The organism is Endozoicomonas sp. G2_2 (assembly GCF_017744135.1).
GTDB lineage: Bacteria > Pseudomonadota > Gammaproteobacteria > Nevskiales > Salinisphaeraceae > Salinisphaera.
The window spans coordinates 346103-369812 of the sequence record NZ_JAGHQU010000001.1; the positions used below are offsets into that span (position 1 = coordinate 346103).

A 23710-nucleotide genomic window follows, 5' to 3' on the forward strand; every position below is an offset into this window, starting at 1 on the left:
TTTCCACTGGGTCGCGATATGACCCACCGTGAATGCAAAGGTGCGTGTAATTAGAAAAACAAGGATGATTTCTCATGTTTTCTGGGGTGGGTGCTAAAAAGCAGACGACTGCTTTCTCTGCCTTGAGCCCTGCGGCGCGAGCGATATGGTCGAAGAGCGAAGCGGGCGACGGCGGCGGCCATGGCCTGCTCGCCCATATGTTGGATGTGGCCGCTGTCGCCGAAACGCTCCTCGAGCGGGAGCCGAAGGCGACGCTGGCTTGGGCGAGCGATCGATTAGGATTGCCGCACAGTGGCTGCCTGCGCTGGATCGCCGCGGTTGCGGGCCTGCACGACTTCGGCAAGGCGATTCCCGGTTTCAACTGCAAGTGGCCCGCGGGATATGCCAGAGCGCAGGTTGCCGGGCTTGTATTTTCGACCACCGCTTGTCGGGTTGATAACCACTCGCAGGCGACGGCGGGCTTGCTTGCCGAGGCGCTATGCGAAAAGACGCAGGCCCATCGGGGTTGGGTCCGGGGTGCAGTGCAGGCGATCGCAGCACACCACGGACGCCATTTCTCTGCGGACGAGCGAGCGCGCGGTAAGCCGTTAGGCGAGCCGGAGGGCTGGAAACAGGCGCGTCGTGAAATTCTTGATTTTTACTGGCGAACGCTTGCACCAGAAGATGAGCCCACCGGTGAAACACTGGACATGGTCGGCTTGAACTGGCTGGCTGGGCTTACGAGCATCGCTGACTGGATTGCCTCGAATACCGATTGGTTCGCGCTCGGCGAGCGTTGCGACGATTTGGCCGAGTATTACGAGCACGCGAAAGAACTCGCCGAGGAAGCGCTGAAGCAGGCCGGTTGGCGTGCCGCGCAACCGTTGCTGCGCGAAGAGGCCGATGCCGGCGATCTGCTATCGCGCATGTTCAAGCAAACGACCGTTCCCCGGCCTTTGCAGGCGGTGGGCGATGCGTTGCTGCGATCCGCGAGTGGGCCGAGTCTGATGCTGGTCGAAGCGCCCATGGGCGAGGGCAAGACCGAACTGGCCTATCTGGCGCACCTGCGGTTACAGGCAAGCAACGGACATCGTGGGCTGTATGTCGCCTTGCCCACGCAGGCCACGGGCAACGCGCTTTTTGGCCGGACGCAAAAGTTTCTCGAAGCATTCGCTCGCGGAGAGACCGACATCCAACTCGTGCATGGCGGTGCGGCCATGAACGAGCAGGTGCGCCACCTGCGCGGCATCGCGAACGACGCCGAAGAAAGTCTGTCGGCTTCGGCCTGGTTCTCCCAGCGCCGGCGGCCGTTGTTGTCGGCCTACGGCGTTGGAACGGTGGATCAGGCGCTGCTCGGTACGCTCAATGTAAAGCATCACTTTGTGCGCCTGTGGGGGCTGGCGAACCGCGTGGTCGTGCTCGACGAAGTTCACGCCTACGACACCTATACCGGCGTGCTTATCGAGGCGCTGGTCCGGTGGCTCAAGGCAATGGGAAGCTCGGTCATTCTCATGAGTGCGACGTTGCCGCAGAAAAAGCGCGATAGTTTAGTCCGCGCCTGGGGCGCCGAGCCGGCTTCACTGCCCAAGTTGGATTACCCGCGGTTGGCCGTAATCGATGCGCACGGCGCGCGCGGCGAATCGGTCGCGGCGCGCCCGCTGGCGTCAATTGCCCTGCACGGCCTGGATGAGTCGTTGGAGACGATGCGGGATCGGGCCGTCGCGTTATTGCAAGACGGGGGGTGTGGCGCGGTGATCGTCAACACCGTCGATCGGGCACAAACACTGTTTGGATTGCTGGAAGCGGCGGTCGCCAAGCAGGGCATCGAAATTGAACAAGTGCTGTTTCACGCGCGTTTCCCAGCCGATGAACGGGCCCGGCGAGAAAAGAGAGTCCTGGGCCTTTTCGGGAACACGCGCGACGAAGACAACGAGTGGCAACGGCCGTCCAGAGGCTTGCTGATCGCGACCCAGGTGGCCGAGCAATCGCTGGATTTGGATTTCGACTTCATGATCAGCGATCTCGCGCCGATCGATCTGCTGCTGCAGCGCGCTGGCCGCATGCATCGCCACGATCGCACACGGCCCGAGGCCCATACCGAAGCGCGGCTATGGGTCGCGGGGCTGCATCAGGACCGACTCCCGTCGCTCAAGGAGACGGCCTGGGAGTATGTCTACGACCCGTACATCCTTGGCCACACCTGGGCATGCCTGCGCGATGAACCGCGACTGGAGCTGCCCGCAGATATCGACCGCCTGGTCCAGCACGTCTATAGCGATCCGGAACTGCCCACGGATATCCATGAAAAGATTCGCGCTTTCATCGACATCGAATCTCTTGGTGCGCATCTGGGAACAGAGCAGGGCAAGCATCAGCAAGCGATCGATATTTCGCTGGATACGGAAGCCGAGCCGGCACGCGCGTATCAGAATAAGCCGTTCGGGAGTGACGATGAAGAGGGCATTCGTAACGTGACCCGCCTGGGGCCGGATTCTGTAAGCCTCGTGCCGATCCCTGTCATCGCCGATCAGTGGACGGTGGACGGAACGACCATCGATCCCGAACGCCCCGCGAGCGATTCGATAGCCCGCGACCTATACAAACGCCAACTACGCATATCGCGCAAGGCAGTGGTCGTGCACTGCCAGCAGACTGAATTGCCCGCCGCGTTTGCAGAACACCCGTTGCTCAAACACTTATACCCCATGCCGTTGATCGACGGCCGTTGCGCGCTGGGTGGTCAGGCCATGCGGTTGGATGAGGCGTTGGGGCTCGTCTACGAGGACCAGAAGAAATGAGGGGAAGATCGTGTCTTCCCCTCGTCGACCCCGCTTGCGTGGGGAGTATGTCGCTCATGCGTTGACTCGAAACGTCTACGCGGTTCATCTCTGCGTTTGCAGAGCAACACAATGATAAGTGCTTCGTATACATCGGAGGAGAGCTGCTCAAAAAGACTACGCTTGTAGTTTAGGAAGAACGAGTGCTAAATTCGATTTGGATCGGGGGAGAAAACGCGATGAACAGCGTGACTCATACAAGCGCAAAAGATGCGCAAAGCGCGACACCGCCTGCCTACAGCCTGTTGCACGAACCTTGGCTATCCGTGCGCTTGGCGAGCGGTACGGTGACAACGCTCGGATTGCTGGAGAGCTTCGAGCGCAGCCGAGAAATCGTCGCGCTGGCTGAAACCGTGCCGCCCAATCTGGTCGCCCAATATCGGTTGCTGCTGGCGATTACGCACCGTGCGTTGAGCCAGAAGTTCGGGCGTTGGACGGAAGCCGATCGCGCAAGCTGGTATCGCACCGGATTTCCGCACAATGCCGTCCGAGCCTATCTCGAGCAGTGGCAGGAACACTTCTGGCTGTTTCACCCCCAGCATCCGTTCATGCAGGTGGCCGTGCTCGAAAGCTCGGATAAGACCCGAGACAAGCAGAAGCCGTGGACCCAGATTTCGCTGGGCAGCAGTAACGGCAATACACCCGTGGTGTTCGATCACGCCTTCGATACGCAGCCGGCGGAAATTACCCCGGCCGAGGCCGTCAATACGTTGCTGGGGTTTCTACAGTTCACGCCCGGCGGACTCGTTAAGGTGTTTCGCGGTTCGGACAAGGCCGGCGCGCTCGCCAATACGGCGGCCGCGATTCCGCTAGGCAACAATCTGGCCGAAACGCTGGCGCTTTGCCTGCATCCGCCGGAAACGCGATCGGACGGTTGGGACGATCTGCCGAGCTGGGAGCGCGAGCCACTGACCGAAAGTCAGTTGTCCGGCGATCCCGTTTTTGCCAGTGGTCCGAATGATCGCTACACGCGCCAGAGCCGTGCGGTACTGCTTTTGCGCGAGAGCAACGGTAATGTGCGCTGGTTGCGTTTCGGCGCCGGCATGGCGCTGGCCGACAGCGAAGGACAACCCGACCCCATGGCCAGTTTTCGCGCCGGCCAGAAAGGGCCGGTACGTATCACCTTTAGCGAAGGCCGGGCGGCCTGGCGCGACCTGCCGGCCTTGGTGCCCGGCCCCACGGACGAAAACGTAAACCGCCGGCCGGCCGCCGTGATCAGCTACGCGGCGAGCCTGCATGACGAACTTGGCGTGGGGTCGGGCGACTATCAGCCTTTGCTCGTTGCCGGTGTGGCTGGCGAGCCGGGAAGGCCGGCTAAGCTTGTTCGGTGGCGCATGGAGCAGATCGCTTTGCCCGCGAATCTGCTCGGCGATCCCGACCGTTCTCAGTTGCTCAAGGCCATGGTTGGCGATGCGGATACCGTATTCCGCGATCTGCGTTGGCTGGCGCAACGGATGCTGACCGAGAGCCTGCCCGATCCCGGTCATCCGGATACCCGCGCGAAAGCGCAGGGTTTGCTGGCAGCCGGACCGCTGTCCCCAACGTATTTCGCCGTCGCAGAACGTGCCTTGCCCGATCTCATGTATCAGCTCGGCATGGGTGATTTTGATGCCGCGGAAGAACACTGGGCCGTGACATTGCGCGGGGCCGTGTTCGCGGCGTGGCGGAGCGTTGTCGCCGGTCTGGGCAGCACGCCCCGCGGCTTGCGCGCGGAGGCGCGTTATTTTCCGCGGCTGTTCGGGGTGCTCGATAAGCACGGACTCAAGACCGACGAAGCCGATAACCCGCCGCAAACCGGAGTGATGTCATGAGTTCTCACGCCCAGGCATTCATCGACTATTTGCAGCAGCTCCGAGAGGTCGATCGGGGCGCCATCGCGGCCCTACGTCATAGCGCGGCTTTCGAGCTGGGTCGCGATCCCAGTGTGTTTCCCTACGTTGAAGATTTTGCGGGTAAGAATCGCGCGTCCGACGATCCGTACCGGCTGGCGTTATACGAGGCGGCGGCGCTATATGCACGTCATCCGGCGCATCGACCGGTCACGTTTGCGAGCGCGTTCGGCGCGCTCCGGCGTGAACGCGATAACCCGAGTATCGAACAGCGCTTCGTGACGTTGCTCGCCGCCGACAAGGAGCAGGTTTTTCCGCGGCTGCGTCAGGCCGTCGATCTTCTCGCCGCGGACGATTACGGGTTGAATTATGTCCAGCTGATTAGCGATCTGGCGGATTGGCTCGCGTACGACGCGAACGCATTGCGGAAGCGTCGCTTATGCCAGACCTGGGGCCGCGATTTCTATCGCGCCGCATTGTCCGATCAAGCTCAGCATCGGCAGACCGGGCCCGAAGCATTTGTTGATTATCTCGAGGGGCTGGCAAGGGATAAATCGAACGCGAGCGCGATGGCGCGCTTGCGCCGCAGCCTGACATACCCGCCCGGTGAAGACCCGCAGGTATTCGCACTAGTCGAGCCGTTTATCGATCCCGATTGGTCCCACGCCGATTCGCGGCGCCGCGCCCGATATCTTTTGGCCGGTCTGTTCGCCATGCACCCGGAGCATTATCCAGGTCGCCGCTTCGCCTCGGCCTTGAACCGGTTGGCGCGCCAACACACTGCGGACAGCGAGGGCATCGAACGCCGATTCATCGCGCTGCTCGGGGCCTCGCCCGATACGGTGGATGGCCATCTGCGCCAGGCCATGTTTCGGCTGCAAGACACGCAGATTGGCTATGACGCAATTCAGCTACTCAAAGACTTATCGGTCTGGATACGACGCACACCGAACATCGCGCAACTCGACCGACTCCGGCAGCAGTGGGCGCGGGACTTCTACTGGATACCGCGCGCAGACGAACCGACATCCCAACCAAAACAAACCGAGGGGGCCTAGCCATGCGTGCATTCATCGAATTCCACATCATCCAGAATTTCGCGCCGTCGAATCTCAATCGCGACGATACGGGTGCACCCAAGGACGCTATCTTTGGCGGTCATCGGCGTGCGCGCATCAGTAGTCAGTGCTTCAAGCGTGCTACCCGCCTCGCGACCGCCGAATACGATCTGATTGATGCCGCCCACCGCGGCATACGAACCAAGCGACTCAAGGGGTTGTTGATCGAGCGCCTCGCCGAGCGCGATCCGGAGGAAGCTGCCGCAAAGATCGAAAGCGCGCTTGCGGCGGCCGGGCTGAGCCTGTCCAAGAAGGACGCCGAGAAGACCGAATATCTATTGTTTCTCGGCGAGAAAGAGGTCGCCGGTTTTGCCGCATTGATCGACGAGCATTGGGACGAGCTCGCCACGGTGGACGCCAGTCAGAACAAGAAGCAACGCAAGGCGGCGGCGCCGCCCGCAGTCGGCAAGAAGGCTAAGGCGCTGCTCGACGGCGGCAAGGCCGTCGATATCGCCCTGTTCGGACGGATGTTGGCGGATCTGCCGGCCGTCAACCAGGATGCGGCCTGTCAGGTTGCTCATGCGCTGAGCACGCACCGGGTCGAGCGTGAATTCGACTACTACACCGCGGTCGACGATCGCGGTGGCGAAGACGATACCGGCGCCGACATGATCGGCCAGATCGAATTCAACTCGGCGACGCTCTATCGCTACGCCGTGCTCGATCTTGCCAAGCTGACCGCCAACTTGCAGGGCGATCGAGAATTGGCGCTCTCGGCGGTCGAGGCATTTACCACGGCATTCGTGCGTGCCGTACCCAGCGGCAAACAGAACACGTTCGCGGCGCACAACGCGCCGGACTTCATCGGCGTCAGCTTACGGCATGTGGCGCCCATGAACCTCGCCAATGCGTTCGAAAAGCCGGTTGCCAGCGATATCAAGCACTCGCTCACCGAGCAGTCGGTGCAGCGATTGAAAGCGGCGGATGAAAAGCTTTCAGCCGTCTATAGCGACGGTAACGACGAGTGGCTTTACCTCGATCTCACCGGCCAGTGGGCACAAGACAGCGATAAAGGTGAAGCCCAGCCCAACCTGGTCGCGCTCGCCCAACGTGTGCGTGGGTTGGCGGAGACGGCGCTGGAGGCTTAGTCATGGCGACGTTATTGCTGCGCCTAGAAGGACCAATGCAATCCTGGGGTACGACCAGCCGCTTCGACGAGCGCGACACGCAGCTCGAGCCGTCCAAATCGGGGGTGCTGGGCCTGGTGTGCGCTGCCCTCGGGCGCGATCGCGCGGAAGCCGTAGACGATCTCGCTGCGTTGCGCATGGCAGTTCGAGTCGATCGTGAAGGCGTGCCGATGCGCGATTATCACACGGCAACCGGCGTGGTCGTGGCCTCCTCCGGCAAGCCCGATATGGGTCGTACCGTGGTCAGCCAGCGTTACTACCTATCGGACGCGGTCTTTCTCGTGGCGCTGGAAGGCGATCGGCAATTGCTGACCGAAATCCATGCTGCGCTGCGTTCGCCGCACTGGCCTCTGTGTTTGGGGCGCAAGAGTTTCACACCGTCGATGCCCGTCTATCTGCCGGATGGGCTCGTAGACGAAGATCTGTGGTCCGCGCTCGAAAACCGTGCGCCGCTCGTATCGTCGAATCGTGCCGAGTCCGGCGCTCGGTCGGTCACGCGCCGTGTCGTCATTGAAGACCCGGAAGAGGGCGCGGTTCGCCTGGACCAGCCGGTCGCGCCGTTCGCCGCACGCCGTTTCGGGCCGCGTTTCATCAAGACGTTCGATCTGGCATGGGAGGTCAGCGATGTACCTGACACGACTCACGCTTGATCTGCGCAATGCGGCCGTACGGCGCGATCTGTCCGATGCCTATGATATGCACCGATCTCTGGTACGCGCGTTCGTGTCGGATGACGAGCAGTCACCGCCGCGTTTCCTTTGGCGAGTTGAGCCCGAATCCGTCTGGCGCGATCCGATAGTTCTCGTGCAATCTCGGGCTGAACCCGATTGGTCGGTATTTTCGTCATCCGGTTATTTCAAGAAACCGCCGGCAACCAAGACGATTGATCTCGCGGCGTTGGTCGAGACCGGGCGACTTTACCGTTTTCGTTTGTTTGCGAACCCGACAGTGACGCAGCAAGGCAAGCGCTACGGCTTGTCGTCGGAAGACGAGCAGAATGCATGGCTCGAACGTAAAGGCGCCAAGTGTGGTTTTAGCATCGAGACTGCGTTGGTTACCTCCACCGATATCGTTCACTTGCGCGGAAACGACATCTGTCTGCAGCAAACCTGTTTCGAAGGCGTATTGCGCGCGACCGACGAGTCGGCGCTGGAAGATGCTGTGGAAAGCGGCATTGGTCCCGGCAAGGCGTTCGGACTGGGGATGCTGAGTCTCTCGCCGCGTTGACTATGACCATGATCTACTGCGTTTTGGCATGACCTTCGTTCCGCTCAAGCCGATTCCGGTCAAAGAGCGCCGCTCTATGATCTTCATCGGCCGCGGCCAGATCGACGTGCGCGACGGCGCGTTCGTCGTGATCGACGAGGTCAACGGCGAGCGCATGCATATTCCGGTCGGTACGACGACCTGCCTGCTGTTGGAACCGGGCACGCGCGTGTCGCATGCTGCGGTCAAACTCGCTTCCACCGTCGGTACGTTGTTGATCTGGGTCGGCGAAGCGGGCGTACGGCTTTACAGCGCCGGTCAGCCGGGTGGGGCGCGCTCCGACAAACTGCTCTATCAAGCCCGGCTCGCGTTGGAAGACGACCTGCGCTTAAAGGTCGTTCGAAAGATGTTTGAGCTGCGGTTCGGGGAGATGCCGCCGTCGCGTCGTAGCGTGGACCAATTGCGTGGTATCGAGGGCGCGCGCGTGCGCAAGCTTTATCAGCAGCTGGCCAAGCAGCACGGTTTGAAATGGCACGGTCGCCGCTACGATCCAAACGATTGGGACGCCTCGGATCCCGTCAATAAAGCCCTTTCGGCTGCCACCGCCTGTCTGTACGGCATTACCGAAGCCGCGATTCTCGCAGCCGGCTATGCCCCGGCCATCGGGTTTCTGCATACCGGCAAGCCGCAGAGTTTCGTCTACGACATCGCGGATATCGTGAAATTCGAAACCGTCGTACCGGCGGCATTTCGCGTCGCCGCCAAGGGCGCAAGCAAGCCCGACCGGGAAGTGCGCATTGCCTGTCGTGACGCGTTTATGAAAACGCGGTTGCTCGATCGGCTGATCCCGATGATCGAAGAGATACTCGCCGCCGGCGAGATTGAACCGCCGCCGCCCGCGCCCGATCAGGTGCCGCCGGCGATTCCCGTGCCGGAAAGTACCGGCGACGCCGGACACCGGAACCGTTGAGATGGCGATGGTCATGGTAGTCACAGAAGCGGTGCCGCCGCGCTTGCGCGGACGGCTCGCGGTCTGGCTACTCGAAGTTCGTGCCGGCGTGTATGTCGGCGATGTCAGCAAACGCGTCCGCGAAATGATCTGGGAACAAGTCAATGCCCTGGCCGAAGATGGCAATGCGGTTATCGCCTGGGCGAGCCGAAACGAATCCGGCTTCGAGTTCCAGACTTACGGTGCCAACCGACGCGTGCCCGTAGATCACGACGGACTACGCCTGGTGCGGTTTCTACCGGGAGACACTAAGTCTTTGTAATCCCTGGTCTTTAACAATCAGAATCTGATCAAATATTCGCCAAATATGCTGGTGCATTTTTGGCGTTCATATTTCCTTTTTATAAACAATTGTTTATATTTAGACCGTTCCCCGCGCACGCGGGGATGAACCGCTGGCAAGACAAGGAGAGGGCGGCGGTCATTGCCGTTCCCCGCGCACGCGGGGATGAACCGCCCTGCCGGGCATCGTCGCCGACCTATACGGGCCGTTCCCCGCGCACGCGGGGATGAACCGCCCATGTCCGCCAGGTCGCGGATCATCATCATCCGTTCCCCGCGCACGCGGGGATGAACCGTGTCGCCTGTGCCCGTTAACTTTGATCTGAGCCCGTTCCCCGCGCACGCGGGGATGAACCGCCAGCATTGAGGCTCGCAAGCGGCGCTCGATCCCGTTCCCCGCGCACGCGGGGATGAACCGGTTGGGCATAATCAAATGCCACAGAGTCAGGCCCGTTCCCCGCGCACGCGGGGATGAACCGGCGAAACGGTCACGTTCACCGGCAACCACGAGCCGTTCCCCGCGCACGCGGGGATGAACCGTACTAGAGTACTAATATGCGAGTAGGCACTGAACCGTTCCCCGCGCACGCGGGGATGAACCGCAAACGCGCTCGCTGAAAGCGGTGGAGACCAACCGTTCCCCGCGCACGCGGGGATGAACCGTGTTACGCCGGCGCCATGGTGTCGGGGATGATCCGTTCCCCGCGCACGCGGGGATGAACCGACAGGTTGAATGGATTGCCGGGCCATGGAACTCCGTTCCCCGCGCACGCGGGGATGAACCGGCTTCGGCCAGCGGGATCAACAGATCGGCCGGCCGTTCCCCGCGCACGCGGGGATGAACCGACCTCCGGGTAACGCCGCGCGATCTCGCGTAACCGTTCCCCGCGCACGCGGGGATGAACCGGCGGCGGGGGCGGTGGCCGCGTTGCCCAGGAACCGTTCCCCGCGCACGCGGGGATGAACCGCCGGCGGTGACGCATGAACGCCCACGTCATCACCGTTCCCCGCGCACGCGGGGATGAACCGTATTTTAGTACTTGGCAAAGCGGCCAATCCATCCGTTCCCCGCGCACGCGGGGATGAACCGTCCCGCACGGCGTCGGCCTTGTCGGCGTCGCTCCGTTCCCCGCGCACGCGGGGATGAACCGGACCGCGACACCGGCCAGAAGAAAGAGGCTGTCCGTTCCCCGCGCACGCGGGGATGAACCGTGCGTTAAGCGCAACGAAGACTGGCCGCCCAGCCGTTCCCCGCGCACGCGGGGATGAACCGGTCAATCCGGCGCACGTCACGCGCAACCAGCCCCGTTCCCCGCGCACGCGGGGATGAACCGACGGCGCGATCGTGCGCACGGTGAGCGACCTACCGTTCCCCGCGCACGCGGGGATGAACCGCCTGAAACCGTTCCCAGCTCCCAAGACCGTGGCCGTTCCCCGCGCACGCGGGGATGAACCGATATGAACCTTCGCAACCGCATCGCCGCCATGCCGTTCCCCGCGCACGCGGGGATGAACCGATATTCGTAGGTAAGCGGGTGCTCATGGCCTGCCGTTCCCCGCGCACGCGGGGATGAACCGGCGCCGTTCCGTTAAAGGTGGAGGCGACCGAGCCGTTCCCCGCGCACGCGGGGATGAACCAGCAAGACCAATGCGCCGCGCTGCTCGCAAACCCCGTTCCCCGCGCACGCGGGGATGAACCGGCTGAGACGGTGCCGCAATCCATCCTTGACGACCGTTCCCCGCGCACGCGGGGATGAACCAGGGCGTCACTTTGTAGTTCGAATGGTGGAACCACCGTTCCCCGCGCACGCGGGGATGAACCGCGGGCCAAACTCGGGGAATACCCGCGTAATTTCCGTTCCCCGCGCACGCGGGGATGAACCGTCGATCACACCAAGCTTGCGATCGCGATCGCGGCCGTTCCCCGCGCACGCGGGGATGAACCGGCTTTACAGAACGTCTCCGGCTCCGGCTCGTGCCGTTCCCCGCGCACGCGGGGATGAACCGGTAGGCTTACGATTTAGCCTGATTTTTGTTTACCGTTCCCCGCGCACGCGGGGATGAACCGAGTCGGGAATACGGGTTTTTCGTTCGAGTTTTCCGTTCCCCGCGCACGCGGGGATGAACCCTGTCGCCAGTGATCGAAGTTCTCGAGCTCCGGCCCGTTCCCCGCGCACGCGGGGATGAACCGTACGCGACGCCAACAACACGGAGGGCGATCTCCCGTTCCCCGCGCACGCGGGGATGAACCGCGCCACCCATTGCGCGTCGATGACGCGACCTCCCCGTTCCCCGCGCACGCGGGGATGAACCGCTGGACGAGATCTATCAGAAATACGAAAACGCCCGTTCCCCGCGCACGCGGGGATGAACCGTACGGCGGACTGGTGACACAGGTCTGCACGCACCGTTCCCCGCGCACGCGGGGATGAACCGCAGGAGCGTGGGCTGTGAAAGCGTACATGGGACCGTTCCCCGCGCACGCGGGGATGAACCGGCGCGCGAGCACGAGCGAGCCCGTGATTAGGTCCGTTCCCCGCGCACGCGGGGATGAACCGGCCATTGTCGCCATAGCTGCCGTAAGTACCGGCCGTTCCCCGCGCACGCGGGGATGAACCGGGTGCCGGCAATATCTTTCCCCGCTTCTCTGCCCGTTCCCCGCGCACGCGGGGATGAACCGAGCGCGCTAGAAGCCGAAGCGCTTGGTATATGCCCGTTCCCCGCGCACGCGGGGATGAACCGCCATTGGAGCATTGCACTTTCGCCTGGTCTACCCGTTCCCCGCGCACGCGGGGATGAACCGTTGGAACTGCAGCGTGGTGCGGTTGTGCTTGGCCGTTCCCCGCGCACGCGGGGATGAACCGCCTTCGCCGATGAATGCGAGAACTACGCCGATCCGTTCCCCGCGCACGCGGGGATGAACCGACAACGACCGCGTGCACTTCATGACGCTGGGCCCGTTCCCCGCGCACGCGGGGATGAACCGATCACCGGCTACAACAGCCCATTCGAGGTCACCCGTTCCCCGCGCACGCGGGGATGAACCGTCTTGGGCACGGTAAATGCTCCGGTTTGGGGTCCGTTCCCCGCGCACGCGGGGATGAACCGATGCACGGCGGCGGTCACGATGTCCTGGTGATCCGTTCCCCGCGCACGCGGGGATGAACCGCTGTATTACAGCTGCGGCTCGTGCGGGATGATCCGTTCCCCGCGCACGCGGGGATGAACCGATGAGCGGCGGAGAGGAGACGCCAGCTCGGGTCCGTTCCCCGCGCACGCGGGGATGAACCGGTGGTTCGTCCTTATCTACACTGAAGGTGTAGCCGTTCCCCGCGCACGCGGGGATGAACCGTACGACCCGCAGAAGTCGATCCGGGTCTCCGACCGTTCCCCGCGCACGCGGGGATGAACCGGACGCCAACGAAACGCTGGTCAAATACGGTAACCGTTCCCCGCGCACGCGGGGATGAACCGTTATCCGTATCCCTGCCGAGATCGGCGAAGGCCCGTTCCCCGCGCACGCGGGGATGAACCGACCTTTAGCGACAACGAGCAGATCAAATACGCCCGTTCCCCGCGCACGCGGGGATGAACCGCTACCGCTGTATCGCAGCCACAAGCTGGTTCGCCGTTCCCCGCGCACGCGGGGATGAACCGTAATGGTCACGGAATTCAGCTATGAACGCGACCCGTTCCCCGCGCACGCGGGGATGAACCGCTGATGCAGCTGCGTGATGATCGGCGGGCACTCCGTTCCCCGCGCACGCGGGGATGAACCGACATGGAAGGCCAGCTGGCCACGGCGGTGCCGCCGTTCCCCGCGCACGCGGGGATGAACCGTGATCATCCGAACGGTCGAAGGGGCCGTGATGCCGTTCCCCGCGCACGCGGGGATGAACCGCCACAAATCGCCGGGATAGATCGGGTAGTCATCCGTTCCCCGCGCACGCGGGGATGAACCGATCAAACTGGCCGAGCGACGCGGCTTCGACGTCCGTTCCCCGCGCACGCGGGGATGAACCGGCCGAAGGCATGGAAGCGATCGACATGCGCGGCCGTTCCCCGCGCACGCGGGGATGAACCGGGGCTTGATGTAGTGCTCCTTGGCGTAGGCGCCCGTTCCCCGCGCACGCGGGGATGAACCGTTGCAGCCGGAGCCGGACAGCACCGGCTTGGTCCGTTCCCCGCGCACGCGGGGATGAACCGGACGTATTTCGTCCTTTCGCAACGCTTACAGAACCGTTCCCCGCGCACGCGGGGATGAACCGTGGGCGACATCGGCCCCGAAAAGCCGGAAGGCCCGTTCCCCGCGCACGCGGGGATGAACCGCCCAGTTGGTCGCGGTAATGCGGCCAGAATCGCCCGTTCCCCGCGCACGCGGGGATGAACCGACCTGGCCGCCGAATGCCACTGGACCGCGCACCCGTTCCCCGCGCACGCGGGGATGAACCACACCCTGGGCTTTTCGACCGATGGCGCATTGCCCGTTCCCCGCGCACGCGGGGATGAACCGGACTAGCCAGGTTTTCGACGTTGCGCCGGTGTCCGTTACCCGCACCTGCGGAGACTGATTGTCCCAGCGGCCCGGCATCTTGGCGTGGCGAGAGCGCTCCTTGTGGCGTTGGGTGTCTACTCGGCTAGATCCCGCGATATCGCGCTCTGACTTTAGGCGTTGCGTTCCAGATAGCCTTCCAGAACCGCCCGCATCGTCTGCGCATACATCGTCACCGACGTCCCCTGATCACGATACTTGCCGCGCTTTAAATACCAGTCCTGCAGCATGGCTTTGATCAGCGAGGCGAGCAGGCGAGCGTCGATATCCCGGAATACGCCGGCTTCGATGCCTTCGGCGATGATGTCGCGGTAGACGGTTTCGGTTTCGCGCTCGATGGCGACGGCTTCGTGCTTGCGCGTTTCCGAAAGGTGGCGCGCTTCCATGTACGAGAAGTAGAACCAGGGCCGCATGAGTTCGCTGAGAAACAGGTGGCTTCTGATGGCGGCATCGAGTTTGTCGCGCGGGTCGGCGACATCGCGGGTGAAGTCGTCGAGCGTGCGGCGAGTGAGCATGAAGCCGTGGCTCTGGATGAGCCCGATGAGGTCGTCCTTGTTACGGATATAGGCATAGAGCCCACCCATGCTCAGCCCCGAGTCGTTGCACAGATCGCGCAGCGTCATCGCGGCGAAGCCCTTGGCGTTGGCCAGCCGCAGGGTGGAGTCGATGATGCGCACGAGGTTGCGCACCGCGACGTGTTCTTTCTTGATGCGGATCAGGTCGCGGTTCTGGCGGTAGAGCGTGGTGCAGATATCCGTTTTCGAGACGCTGACGATCTGCTTGAACCGTTCGTAATCCAGTGCCGTGACGTGTTCAGCGGGCTGGCTTTGCGTCGCGGCGATCGCCTGCTTTTTGTTATCCGTTCGCACGCATGGATTCTAACCCGTCAGGCGTTCACAGGCCCGAGCGCGCGCATGATGATGGACGGCTCGATATTCAGCGCGGCAGTTGCCACGCTTCGACGTGCCAGCGCCGGCTTCGCCAGCGGCGGCGCAGCATGACGCGGCGCCCCATCGACGCCACGAAACGGCGATGAATACCCGCGCTGCGCTGGGCGTTGTCCGGAAATTCGACCTGGTGGTGGGCAAGCACGAGCCGCGCGCCCGGCGCGAGAACGCCGGCCACGTCGCGCGCGAGACGACGCATGGCGCGCGGCGACAGGTAATACAGCAGCTCCGCGATCACAACTGCATCGTAACGGTCGCCGGGCAAAGCTGCGGGCAGGGCGATTTGCCAGGTGTGGGCATGGGAATGCCCGGCCAGGGCGCGACGCGTGAGCGCCGCGGCGCTGGCGCTGCCGTCGCAGGCGTCGAGTTTGAGCGCGCGCGTCGCCAGCCGCTGGCTGTTGGAGCCGTTGCCACTGGCCAGCTCCAGAAGACGCCCCACCGGACGGTTGCCGAGCGCGCGCACGATGCGTTCGCGCTTGATGGCTTCGTCGCGCGCGGTGAATGTCTGCCAGGGATCGCCCAGGGCGCGGAATTTGGCTTCGAAGCCCGCGAGGTCGATCGCACGCCGCGTCTTCATGTTCATGGCCGGCTGCCAAAGCGTTCGACAGGCCGGGCGAAGCGCACGAGCAGGTCGCGGTCGAGCAGAAAACCGTCCGGATCGTCGTCCACGTCACCGGTTTGGGTGCGATAGAGCCGAAGCGCGGCACGTTTCATCGCGCTACGACAGCCGAGCGGTAGATGGATTTGTCGCCCGCGCGGGCGCGGCCGATGCGGCACCTCACGCGGCCAGACGAGATACGACAGACGGCGTATCGAACCCGGCCAGGCGCGTACCACGGCACGCGCCACGGCACGGTGATCGGCGTGGTTGTCGTTCAGCGAGGGCGTGACGATCAGATCCGGGCGCGGGCGACGCGCCAGGTCGCGGGCCAGTTGTGCTTCTGCCCGCGCCCCGGCGAAACCGAACGCGCCGTCGGCGTAGCCCAGAAAACGCAAATCTTGCCGGCGGATGCCCGCACGGCTCATCACACGGCATGTTTCGGCATAGCGGGCGGCGGTGAGACGCGCGCGCGGCCAGGCCCTGCTGTTCGGGTGTGAGGCGCCGCCATCGGTCACGAGCGTTACATCCACGATCACGCCGCGCCGGCGCAATGCGACGATGAGGCCAAACGCGCCGATGGCTTCGTCGTCCGGGTGCGGGGCGACGACGTGCGCACGGGCCACACGATCGAGATTCAGAGCCGTCACAGCGACAAACCGAGCTGGCCGTGCGCTGCGGCGGCACCGACTTTCACCCGCTGGGCGTCGGGGGCCGGCTGGCGCAGGTAGACCATGAGATCGGCCATGTGCGCGCACAGCGGCTCCGTCTCGAAAAAAGCCGACAGACCCACCGATTGCTGCGCGAGAACGAGGGCCTGTTCGCCGGCGTCGAGCACCACGCTGCGCGCGTTGGCCACGCCCGCGGGGTGGCTGTCCGGCGGCGTATCGAACATTGCGGTCGCCGTGCGCCGACACACGGCCGCTGCGCTGTCGGCGAGACCATAGAGCCGCCCGAGGCGGGCCGCCTGATGCGGGTCGTCGGCGCGATTTCGGGCAACAAGATGCGCGCGCACGCCGTCGAACAGGCCGGCGATCCCGCCGGCCTGCGCCGCCACGAAGCGCAGGGCGCCGGCGCTGAGCCAGGGTTCGCGTTCGTAATCGCCGGGCGCGCCGATCAGCGCGTCGTTCTTACCCAGGGCGGCCTCGTCCCAGTGTACGAGATGGGTCTGCGAGCGTTGCATGCCAAGCACCTGCCACCACGCGCGGTCGATGGCGGGTGGCGTGTGCTGCAGGTCGATCACCGCGAGCTGCTTGTGGGTGCTGCCTGCGATCTGCGCGCTGACCAGCGCATGGCTGATCAGGCCCGCCCCGGAGGCAAACGCCTTGCCGCCGGTGAGCACGCCGTTTTGCAGGCGCAGCGGTTCGCCGGCCAGGGGCGCGTTCCAGACGCCGAAAGTCGCGCCGTTTCGCGCCTGATCGTGCAGCTGCTGCGCGGTTTCGGCATCGGCGTACCGGGCGATGATCTGGAGGGCGTCGATATGGCCCTCGAACAGGCGGGCGAGTGGCAGATCGTATCGGCCGACATCGTACAGCCGGCGCAGAAGCGCGAGGCAGGCGTCGAGGTCGGTCGGGTCGACGAGCGACAGCCCGTGCTGGAGTCGCGTGATGGCTTCGGGCAGGAACGCCGGGGCGGTTCGATCGCGCCCGGCCAAGTGATGAGCGGCGTCGGTCATCGGCAGGGGCAGCCGTAGGTGTGTTCGAGCCGTGCGACACGTCGTTCGGCCCGCTCGAGCGCGAGTTCTTCGGCGTTTTCTGGCTCGGGTACGAGATGCATGGTGAAGGCTTCGGCATTGCCGCAGTCGGCGGCGAGACGGCGCAGCTGCGGCGTCGGTAGCCGGGTGCGGGCGGCGAGTGCCTGTGCGACAGCATCGTCATCGAGACGAGCGAAGGCGGCCCGCACTTCGGCGCAGCGCAGATAGCGTGCCATCGCGGCGTCCGGATCCTGCACGCTCGGCGGTGCGGTGGCCGCCTGGCGTTGTCGCAGCGCGTAGGCCAGACCGCGACTGGCACGGCCGTCGGTGCGGGAGGAGGTTGCCACGCGTACATCGCGGTCGTGGCGCACGCGATAGCCGGCACGGCGGGCCGCTGTGACCAGCCCCACGTCTTCGTGGCTCGCGCAGGCCGGAAAACCGCCGAGCGCGTCGTAGACGTCGGCGCGAAAGCCCAGGCTCGCGCCGCCTTGCGAGGGGTGGGAGGGCGCCGGGTCGTGTTCGAGCGGGTCGACCGTGCGTTGCAGACAGCGCAGGCGCTCCCAGTAGCGCTCGATACGGCGGTGCACGTCGTGCGCAGGCGCGTCGGGGCGCTCGATATAGCCCGCCACTACATCCACGTCGGCGAGCACGCGCGCATTGGCTTCGATCCAGTCCGGTGCGGGCACGGAATCGGCGTCGGTGGTCAGCAGCAGTTTTGGCGGCCCTTCGCCACCCGGGGCGCGGGCAAGGACATTCTGCCCCAGCGCCATGGCGGCCCGACGTGCGCGCCCGGCGTTGGCCTGTGGCGCGCGCTCGATGCGGCGCACGGACACGGCAAAATTCAGCGCCGGCAGCCGTGCCGCGACGCGGGCTTCGCCGTCGTCGTTGCAGCCGTCGAACAGCAGGCAGAGCACGAAGCTGTCGGGCGCCGCGGTTTGAACGGCGAATGCGTCGAGCAGGTCGGTCAGGTATTCGCTTTCATCGCGTATCGGCACGCACACCGCGATGCGGGCACGCGCGGCCCGATGCTGATCCACAGGCAGCGCACCGAGCGCGGGCGGGCGCGTTTCGCGCGAGACGTGTCGTAGGCTTCGCATACGGCGTCATCCTAACCGCGGGTCGGGGGCACGATAATGCGTAGTTATGCGGTCGGCGCGGATTCGCGCTCGTGGGCTTTTGCAAGCAGGCGGCGATAGACCTGCACATAATTCCGGGCCATGCGTTCGGCGCTGAAGCGGGTCGCGAAGCGTGCGCGAATCGTGGCGCGATCGAGGGTGGGCAGGCGGTTCACGGCGTCGACGGCTTCGTCCATCGAGTCGACGATGAAGCCGGTCACGCCGTGCTCGACGATTTCCGGCACCGCGCCCCGACGCCATGCAATCACCGGCGTGCCGCAGGCCATGGCCTCGATCAGCACGAGGCCGAACGGCTCCGGCCAGTCGATGGGAAACAGCAGCGCCGGCGCATCGGTGAGCAATGCGCGCTTGGCTGCATCGTCGATGGCGCCGACGTGTTCGATGTGGCCACCCAGCCGTGGCGCCACGTGATGTTCGAAATAGTACGGATTTCCCGGGTCCACGCTTCCGGCTAGTTTGAGCGCATGTTGGCTGCGCCATGCAATCTCGATCGCCCGGTCCGGGCGCTTTTGATCGGTCATTCGTCCGATGAACAGCAGGGCGCCGCGGCCGGCCGTGGATACCGGCGCGTGCGGCGGCGTAAAGCGGGCGGGGTCGAGCCCGTGCGGGACCATCGCGGCCCGATTGGATGCCGGTATGGTCCGGGCCTGGCTGGCCGAAATGGCGGCGACCGGCAGATCGGGGAAGGCCTCGAAGAACCGCTGGCGGTCGAGTTCATCGGTGCGCCAGTGGATGGTCGTGAGGCTGCGTGCGCGGTGGGTGCCCAGCAGGGCGGCATGAAAGAATTCGCCGTGGCAGTGAATGATGTCGAAGTCGTCGATACGCTGGCGCAGCCGTTCCAGCAATGCGGCTTCGAGCACGGCGGGCAGGCCTGGCGGTACGACTTCGGCATGGGCTTCATGCCAGGCCAGACTGGGCAGGGCGCTCTCGCAGGGCAGATCGAGCGTGCTGTCGCCGGGAGCGAAGACCGTGACCTCGTGGCCGAGGTTCGCAAGAGCGACGCTCAGGTCGACGACGATACGTTCGGTGCCGCCGGCCTCGCGTGCCGGCAACGGCAGGATCACGGGAGAAACCTGGGCGATGCGTAGACGGTCACACGGTGGTTGCATGTCGGGTTTTCGATTTCCAGCAGGACAGGACTGAAGCGCTCATGTTTATCATGCACATCGCCCTGCAGGGCTGCCTGCGCGCGCACGACGTCGAATACGGCATCACCGCCGATACCGGCGGGCATATCCGCTATCTGCTCGAACTCGCGCAGGCCTCGGCCCGCGATCATGCGATCGAGCGCATCGATATCGTCACCCGCGCCTTCGATGCCGATTTCAGCGCGGGCGACTACCGCAAGCCCTGCGAGTGTCTGAACCCCAAGGTGCACATCGTGCGTCTGCCCACGCCGGACCCGGCTTACCGCGCCAAGGAGGCGTTGTGGGACCAGCTGCCGGCGTTCACCGACGCGCTGGTCGACTATATCGACGGCCTGGAACGCGCGCCCGATGTGTTGCATGCCCATTACGCCGACGCCGCAGACGTTGCCGCCGGCGTGAAGGCGCGGCGCGGTCTGCCGTTCGTGTTCACCGCCCACTCGCTGGGCCTGCCGAAGCGCCAGTGCGCGGCGCGCGCCGGGCAGGGTGGCCAAGGTAGCCATAGTGGCCATATCGACCACGGGGCCGTCGAGGCCCTGGATCGGCGGATCGGCTTCGAGAACGTGGCGCTGGCACAGGCGGATTTCGTGATCGCGAGCTCGCGTGACGAGGCCGAGATTCAATACGCCGATTATCCCGCCTACGAGCCGGGCCGTATTCGCGTGATCCGCCCGGCCAGCGATCTGCAGGTGTTCGAAAAGGCAGAGCCGACGCCGCGCGTGCAGCGCATGCTGGAACGCTTTCTGGTCGAGCCGGACAAGCCGGCGCTGCTTGCGATCGCGCGGCCGGTCACCCGCAAGAACCTGGCGAGCCTGATCCGAGCCTACGGCGAGTCGCCGGCGCTGCAGAAACGCGCCAATCTGGTGATTCTGGCCGGTGGGCGGCAGTCGCTTGACGCGCTCGAACCGGAAATTGCCGACAACCTGCGCGAGATGCTGCACCTGATCGACCACTACGATCTCTACGGTCGCGTGGCCTATCCCAAGCAGCATCGCGTGGCCGACGTGCCGGGCGTCTATGCCTGGGCGCGCGAACGCGCAGGCCTGTTCGCCAACGTTGCCTTCAACGAGCCGTTCGGGTTGACGTTGCTGGAAGCCGCTGCGGCCGGCCTGCCGGTGATCGCGACCGACAGCGGCGGGCCGAATGACATTATCGAGCAGTGCCACAACGGCGTGCTGGTCAACCCCTGTTCCACCGACGCCATCGCCGAGGCCGCGCTCGCGCTGTTCGAGGATGTGCCGCGTTGGCAGGCCTGCCAGCGTAACGGCCGCGACGCGATCCGGCTGTTCGACTGGCCGCGCCATGTCGACTACTACCATCGCCTGCTCGCTCGCCTGCGCGAACCGCAGCCGTCACGCCGCGGGCGCAACACGCCGTGCCAGCGCGATGCGCTGCTGGCATGCGATATCGACGGCACGCTGGTGGGCTGCGCGCCGGGTGTGCGCGCCTTCAACGGCTGGTACCACGGTCAGGCCCATATGATGTTCGGCGTGGCGACCGGGCGTAGTTTTCACAGCGCGCTGCAGATCCTGGAGCAGGCGGGCCTCCACTGGCCGGATTTCGTGGTGAGTTCGGTCGGCGCGGAGATTCACTGTCTCGATGCAAACGGCGTGACCTATCGTCGCGATGACGCCTGGCAGACACATATCGATGTGGGCTGGTCGCGCCAGGCGGTTGTGGACACGCTCGGCGATATGCCCGAGCTGGTCGCGCAATCGCCGCTCGAGCAGCGCGAGCACAAGATCAGCTATCTCTGCGAGGCCGGGTCGGACATCGCGCCGCGGCTGCGTGAGCGGCTTGCAGCGCAGGGCCTCGACGCGCGTGTGATTCACAGCAACGGTCGCTGCGTGGACGTATTGCCGGCACGCGCGTCCAAGGGCGCGGCCGTTGCCTGGCTGGCCGATCGCTACGGCGTGAACCGGGAGCGCGCGTACGTGGCCGGCGATTCGGCCAACGACGTGGACATGCTCAAGGCGCTGCCCTGCGCGATCATCGTGGCCAACTACTGCGACGGGCTGGTCGCCACGTCGGGCCTCGCCCATGCCTACCTTGCACGCGCCACCCACGCCCGCGGCGTGATCGAGGGCGTCGAGCATTTCCAGGCCCAGAGTCACGTGTCGTGAACATCAGCGTGCTTACCCTGGTGCGCGATCGCCGCGCACACCTGATCAATCTCATCCATGGCCTCAACGCGCAGCAGGAGCCGCCAGCAGAACTGGTGATCGCCTGCATGCAAGCCGATATCGAGCGCGACCTGCCGGACACCGTATTTCCGGTGCGCCAGCGGCGTGTGGCCGGCGACGCCTTGCCGCTGGCCCGCGCGCGCAACGAGGCCGCGGCCGCTGCCCGTCACGAGGGGCTGGTGTTTCTGGATGTCGACTGTATTCCTTCGCCGGAGCTCGTCGGCCGCTACCGTGCGGCACTGGCGCGCGAGGCGGCGCTCTACATGGGCGAGGTGCATTATCTGCCCGCCGGAGCGGTGCGCCTGAACGCGGCCGGCGCGCCGGATTTCGACCGCCTCGACGCGCTGGGCGTCGATCACCCGGCGCGCCCGACAATCGGCGCCGACCGGATCGTTGCCGAAGCCGACCCCGGCCGGCTCTGGGGGCTGTCGTTCGCGCTTACCCATGCGGATCACGACCGCGCGGGCGGATTCGACGAGATCTATGAAGGCTATGGCGGCGAAGAGACCGACTATGCCTGGCGGCTTGCCGCGGCCGGCATTCCGTTCTACTGGCTCGGCGGCGCGCGCGCCTGGCATCAGCATCATCCGCTGTATCGCCCGCCGTATCCGCATTTCGACGCCATCGTCGCCAACGCGCAGCGCTTTCACGCGCGCTGGCGTCGCTGGTGCATGGACTACTGGCTCGGCATGTTCCGGGACGCGGGGCTGATCGAGTGGTCGCCCGCGGCAAGCGAAATCCGCGTGCTGCGCCGACCCTGCGCGCAGGAGATCGAGCAGGCGCGCCTCAACGACGACGTCTGCTTCGGCTGAGCGGCGTCAGCGTGCGCTGCCGGTGGCGCTCAGTGCCGTGGCCGGCCGGGCCGGCTCGGCGCCGGTCCAGAGCCGGTTTGTCGTGGCCTCGAGCCAGTCGGCCGCATGCCGGGCCGCCTGCGGGTCGTGAAGAGGGCGCTGGGCCGATACGTCCAGTGCGCGCGCCTGGTCGAGCAGGCGCTGCCAGCCGGCCAGATCCCCGGGCCAGGTCTGCAGATGAATCGCCGCACCCAGTGCCGCCAGCGATTGCGCCTTGCGTTGCTGTTCGTCGAAATAGCGCCATTCGGGCGCGCAGATATAGGGGCGACCGGCGCGTGCGATCTCGTGCACGGTGTTGTCGCCGGCCGAGGCGAGCACGATGTCGGCGGCCGCGAGATAGTCGCCGGTGCGCTCGACCCAGCCGTGATTCACGAGATTGGCGAAATCGGTTTCGTGGCCTTCCCGGTGCAATGGGCCCACGGTGACGAACAGCGTATCGGGCGCGGCGCGTGCGGCCATGGTCAGCGGCGCGTACGGCGTGCCGGCACCGCCGCCGCCGGTCATCACGACTACGATCTCGCGATCCTGCGCCAGCCCGAGCGCGGCCCGTGCGGTGCGCCTGTCGTGCTTATCGTGTGTGCTGGTGCACAACCCGCCGGTGTAGAAGGTCTTGGCACGGGCCCAATGGGGGTAGTCGGCCTGCTCGAGGCGCGCGTCGTACGGCGCCAGCATGCCGGTGCAGGCATCGTAGGCCGCCAGGTGGCCCGGGTCGCAGCGGTTGCCGTGCATGCGGATCTTGATCGCCGGCACGCTGGCGATGCGCGCGAGCAGGGCCAGCTCGGCAGATACGTCGATCACGAACAGGCCGCTGTCGCGGTCGTCCAGATGGTCGAGGATACAGCGCATGGTCTGACGCATCGGCGCGAGGCCGAGCGGCACGCAATGCATGATCGAAGGCGTGGGCTGGTCGTGCAGGGCAGGCGTGGGCGCCGGGGCGCCGATCATGTTCGGCAGGGTGATGATTTCGATATCGCGCTCGAAGCCGTCGAACAGCGATGGATCGGCAGTGAGCACGCTCACCGGCCGCGACGGCGGCAGTTCGCGCACGATCGCCATCGTGCGGCGTGCGTGGCCGCGGCCCTGGTGATGAACGAAGAAGCTGATCGGTTTCGACATGCGCGCAGCCGCCATCGCGGGCGGCGTATCAATCGACGATCGCGAATCATCGCCGTGGCCGGTCACCGCGCAAACCGTAGTTTCCGGTAGAACCGGTGAAAA

General features: G+C 65.1%; 17 protein-coding genes and 1 CRISPR repeat array. Of the genes, 10 read left to right on the forward strand and 7 right to left on the reverse strand.

The features are described 5' to 3' along the window. Nucleotides 1-74: 74 nt before the first annotated feature. From cas3 to cas2e, 8 genes are all read left to right on the forward strand, one after another. Nucleotides 75-2777 (forward strand): CRISPR-associated helicase Cas3', encoded by a 2703-nt coding sequence (gene cas3, locus J7355_RS01540; RefSeq protein WP_209059230.1) that lies wholly within the window; start codon nt 75-77, stop codon nt 2775-2777. 218 nt (nt 2778-2995) lie between these two features. Then, a complete protein-coding gene (casA, locus tag J7355_RS01545; RefSeq protein WP_209059233.1) occupies nt 2996-4627 on the forward strand; it encodes a type I-E CRISPR-associated protein Cse1/CasA in 1632 nt (543 codons plus the stop codon). Next, on the forward strand, nt 4624-5703 hold the full coding sequence (casB, locus tag J7355_RS01550) for a type I-E CRISPR-associated protein Cse2/CasB (RefSeq protein ID WP_209059235.1): 1080 nt from the start codon (nt 4624-4626) through the stop codon (nt 5701-5703). Before casA ends, casB begins: the two co-directional genes overlap by 4 nt. 2 nt (nt 5704-5705) lie before the next feature. Next, nucleotides 5706-6851 (forward strand): type I-E CRISPR-associated protein Cas7/Cse4/CasC, encoded by a 1146-nt coding sequence (gene cas7e / locus J7355_RS01555; protein ID WP_209059237.1) that lies wholly within the window; start codon nt 5706-5708, stop codon nt 6849-6851. A 2-nt stretch (nt 6852-6853) separates the two neighbouring features. Then, nucleotides 6854-7540, forward strand: coding sequence for a type I-E CRISPR-associated protein Cas5/CasD (gene cas5e, locus J7355_RS01560; protein ID WP_209059239.1), 687 nt, complete (start codon nt 6854-6856; stop codon nt 7538-7540). Beyond that, nucleotides 7515-8117 carry a type I-E CRISPR-associated protein Cas6/Cse3/CasE gene (gene cas6e, locus J7355_RS01565; RefSeq protein ID WP_209059240.1) on the forward strand — a complete coding sequence of 201 codons (603 nt, stop codon included), beginning with the start codon at nt 7515-7517 and terminating at the stop codon, nt 8115-8117. The genes cas5e and cas6e overlap by 26 nt, the downstream gene beginning before the upstream one ends. Before the next feature lie 28 nt (nt 8118-8145). Further along, the gene (gene cas1e, locus J7355_RS01570) at nt 8146-9066 is read left to right on the forward strand and encodes a type I-E CRISPR-associated endonuclease Cas1e (RefSeq protein ID WP_209059242.1); all 921 of its coding nucleotides are present in this window, start codon (nt 8146-8148) and stop codon (nt 9064-9066) included. A 1-nt stretch (nt 9067) separates the two neighbouring features. Then, on the forward strand, nt 9068-9367 hold the full coding sequence (gene cas2e, locus J7355_RS01575; RefSeq protein WP_209059244.1) for a type I-E CRISPR-associated endoribonuclease Cas2e: 300 nt from the start codon (nt 9068-9070) through the stop codon (nt 9365-9367). Between the two features lie 104 nt (nt 9368-9471). Continuing rightward, nucleotides 9472-13900: direct repeats of the CRISPR family, unit length 29 nt; unit sequence CCGTTCCCCGCGCACGCGGGGATGAACCG. 152 nt (nt 13901-14052) lie between these two features. Here the strand turns inward: cas2e and J7355_RS01580 are convergent. The 6 genes from J7355_RS01580 to J7355_RS01605 form a co-directional block, all read right to left on the reverse strand. Beyond that, a complete protein-coding gene (locus J7355_RS01580; protein WP_209059246.1) occupies nt 14053-14808 on the reverse strand; it encodes a TetR/AcrR family transcriptional regulator in 756 nt (251 codons plus the stop codon). Between the two features lie 67 nt (nt 14809-14875). After that, nucleotides 14876-15469: a class I SAM-dependent methyltransferase gene (locus J7355_RS01585; RefSeq protein ID WP_209059249.1), complete on the reverse strand. Its 594-nt coding sequence runs from the start codon at nt 15467-15469 to the stop codon at nt 14876-14878. Beyond that, entirely contained in the window at nt 15466-16134 is a 669-nt protein-coding gene (locus J7355_RS01590; protein WP_209059252.1) for a PIG-L family deacetylase, read from the reverse strand. Before J7355_RS01590 ends, J7355_RS01585 begins: the two co-directional genes overlap by 4 nt. Then, on the reverse strand, nt 16131-17159 hold the full coding sequence (locus J7355_RS01595; protein WP_209059256.1) for a hypothetical protein: 1029 nt from the start codon (nt 17157-17159) through the stop codon (nt 16131-16133). Before J7355_RS01595 ends, J7355_RS01590 begins: the two co-directional genes overlap by 4 nt. Next, nucleotides 17156-18274 carry a glycosyltransferase gene (locus J7355_RS01600; protein WP_209059258.1) on the reverse strand — a complete coding sequence of 373 codons (1119 nt, stop codon included), beginning with the start codon at nt 18272-18274 and terminating at the stop codon, nt 17156-17158. The genes J7355_RS01595 and J7355_RS01600 overlap by 4 nt, the downstream gene beginning before the upstream one ends. Before the next feature lie 44 nt (nt 18275-18318). After that, nucleotides 18319-19422, reverse strand: a complete 1104-nt coding sequence (locus J7355_RS01605) for a glycosyltransferase family 4 protein (RefSeq protein WP_209059261.1) — start codon at nt 19420-19422, stop codon at nt 18319-18321. Between the two features lie 41 nt (nt 19423-19463). On the opposite strand from J7355_RS01605, the gene J7355_RS01610 reads away from it, so the two are divergent. Together J7355_RS01610 and J7355_RS01615 are read left to right on the forward strand one after the other, a co-directional pair. Further along, nucleotides 19464-21581: an HAD-IIB family hydrolase gene (locus J7355_RS01610; RefSeq protein WP_209059262.1), complete on the forward strand. Its 2118-nt coding sequence runs from the start codon at nt 19464-19466 to the stop codon at nt 21579-21581. Continuing rightward, entirely contained in the window at nt 21578-22453 is an 876-nt protein-coding gene (locus J7355_RS01615; RefSeq protein WP_209059264.1) for a galactosyltransferase-related protein, read from the forward strand. Before J7355_RS01610 ends, J7355_RS01615 begins: the two co-directional genes overlap by 4 nt. Before the next feature lie 6 nt (nt 22454-22459). Here the strand turns inward: J7355_RS01615 and J7355_RS01620 are convergent, their stop codons facing one another. Further along, on the reverse strand, nt 22460-23608 hold the full coding sequence (locus tag J7355_RS01620) for a glycosyltransferase (RefSeq protein WP_209059266.1): 1149 nt from the start codon (nt 23606-23608) through the stop codon (nt 22460-22462). Nucleotides 23609-23710: the final 102 nt, after the last annotated feature.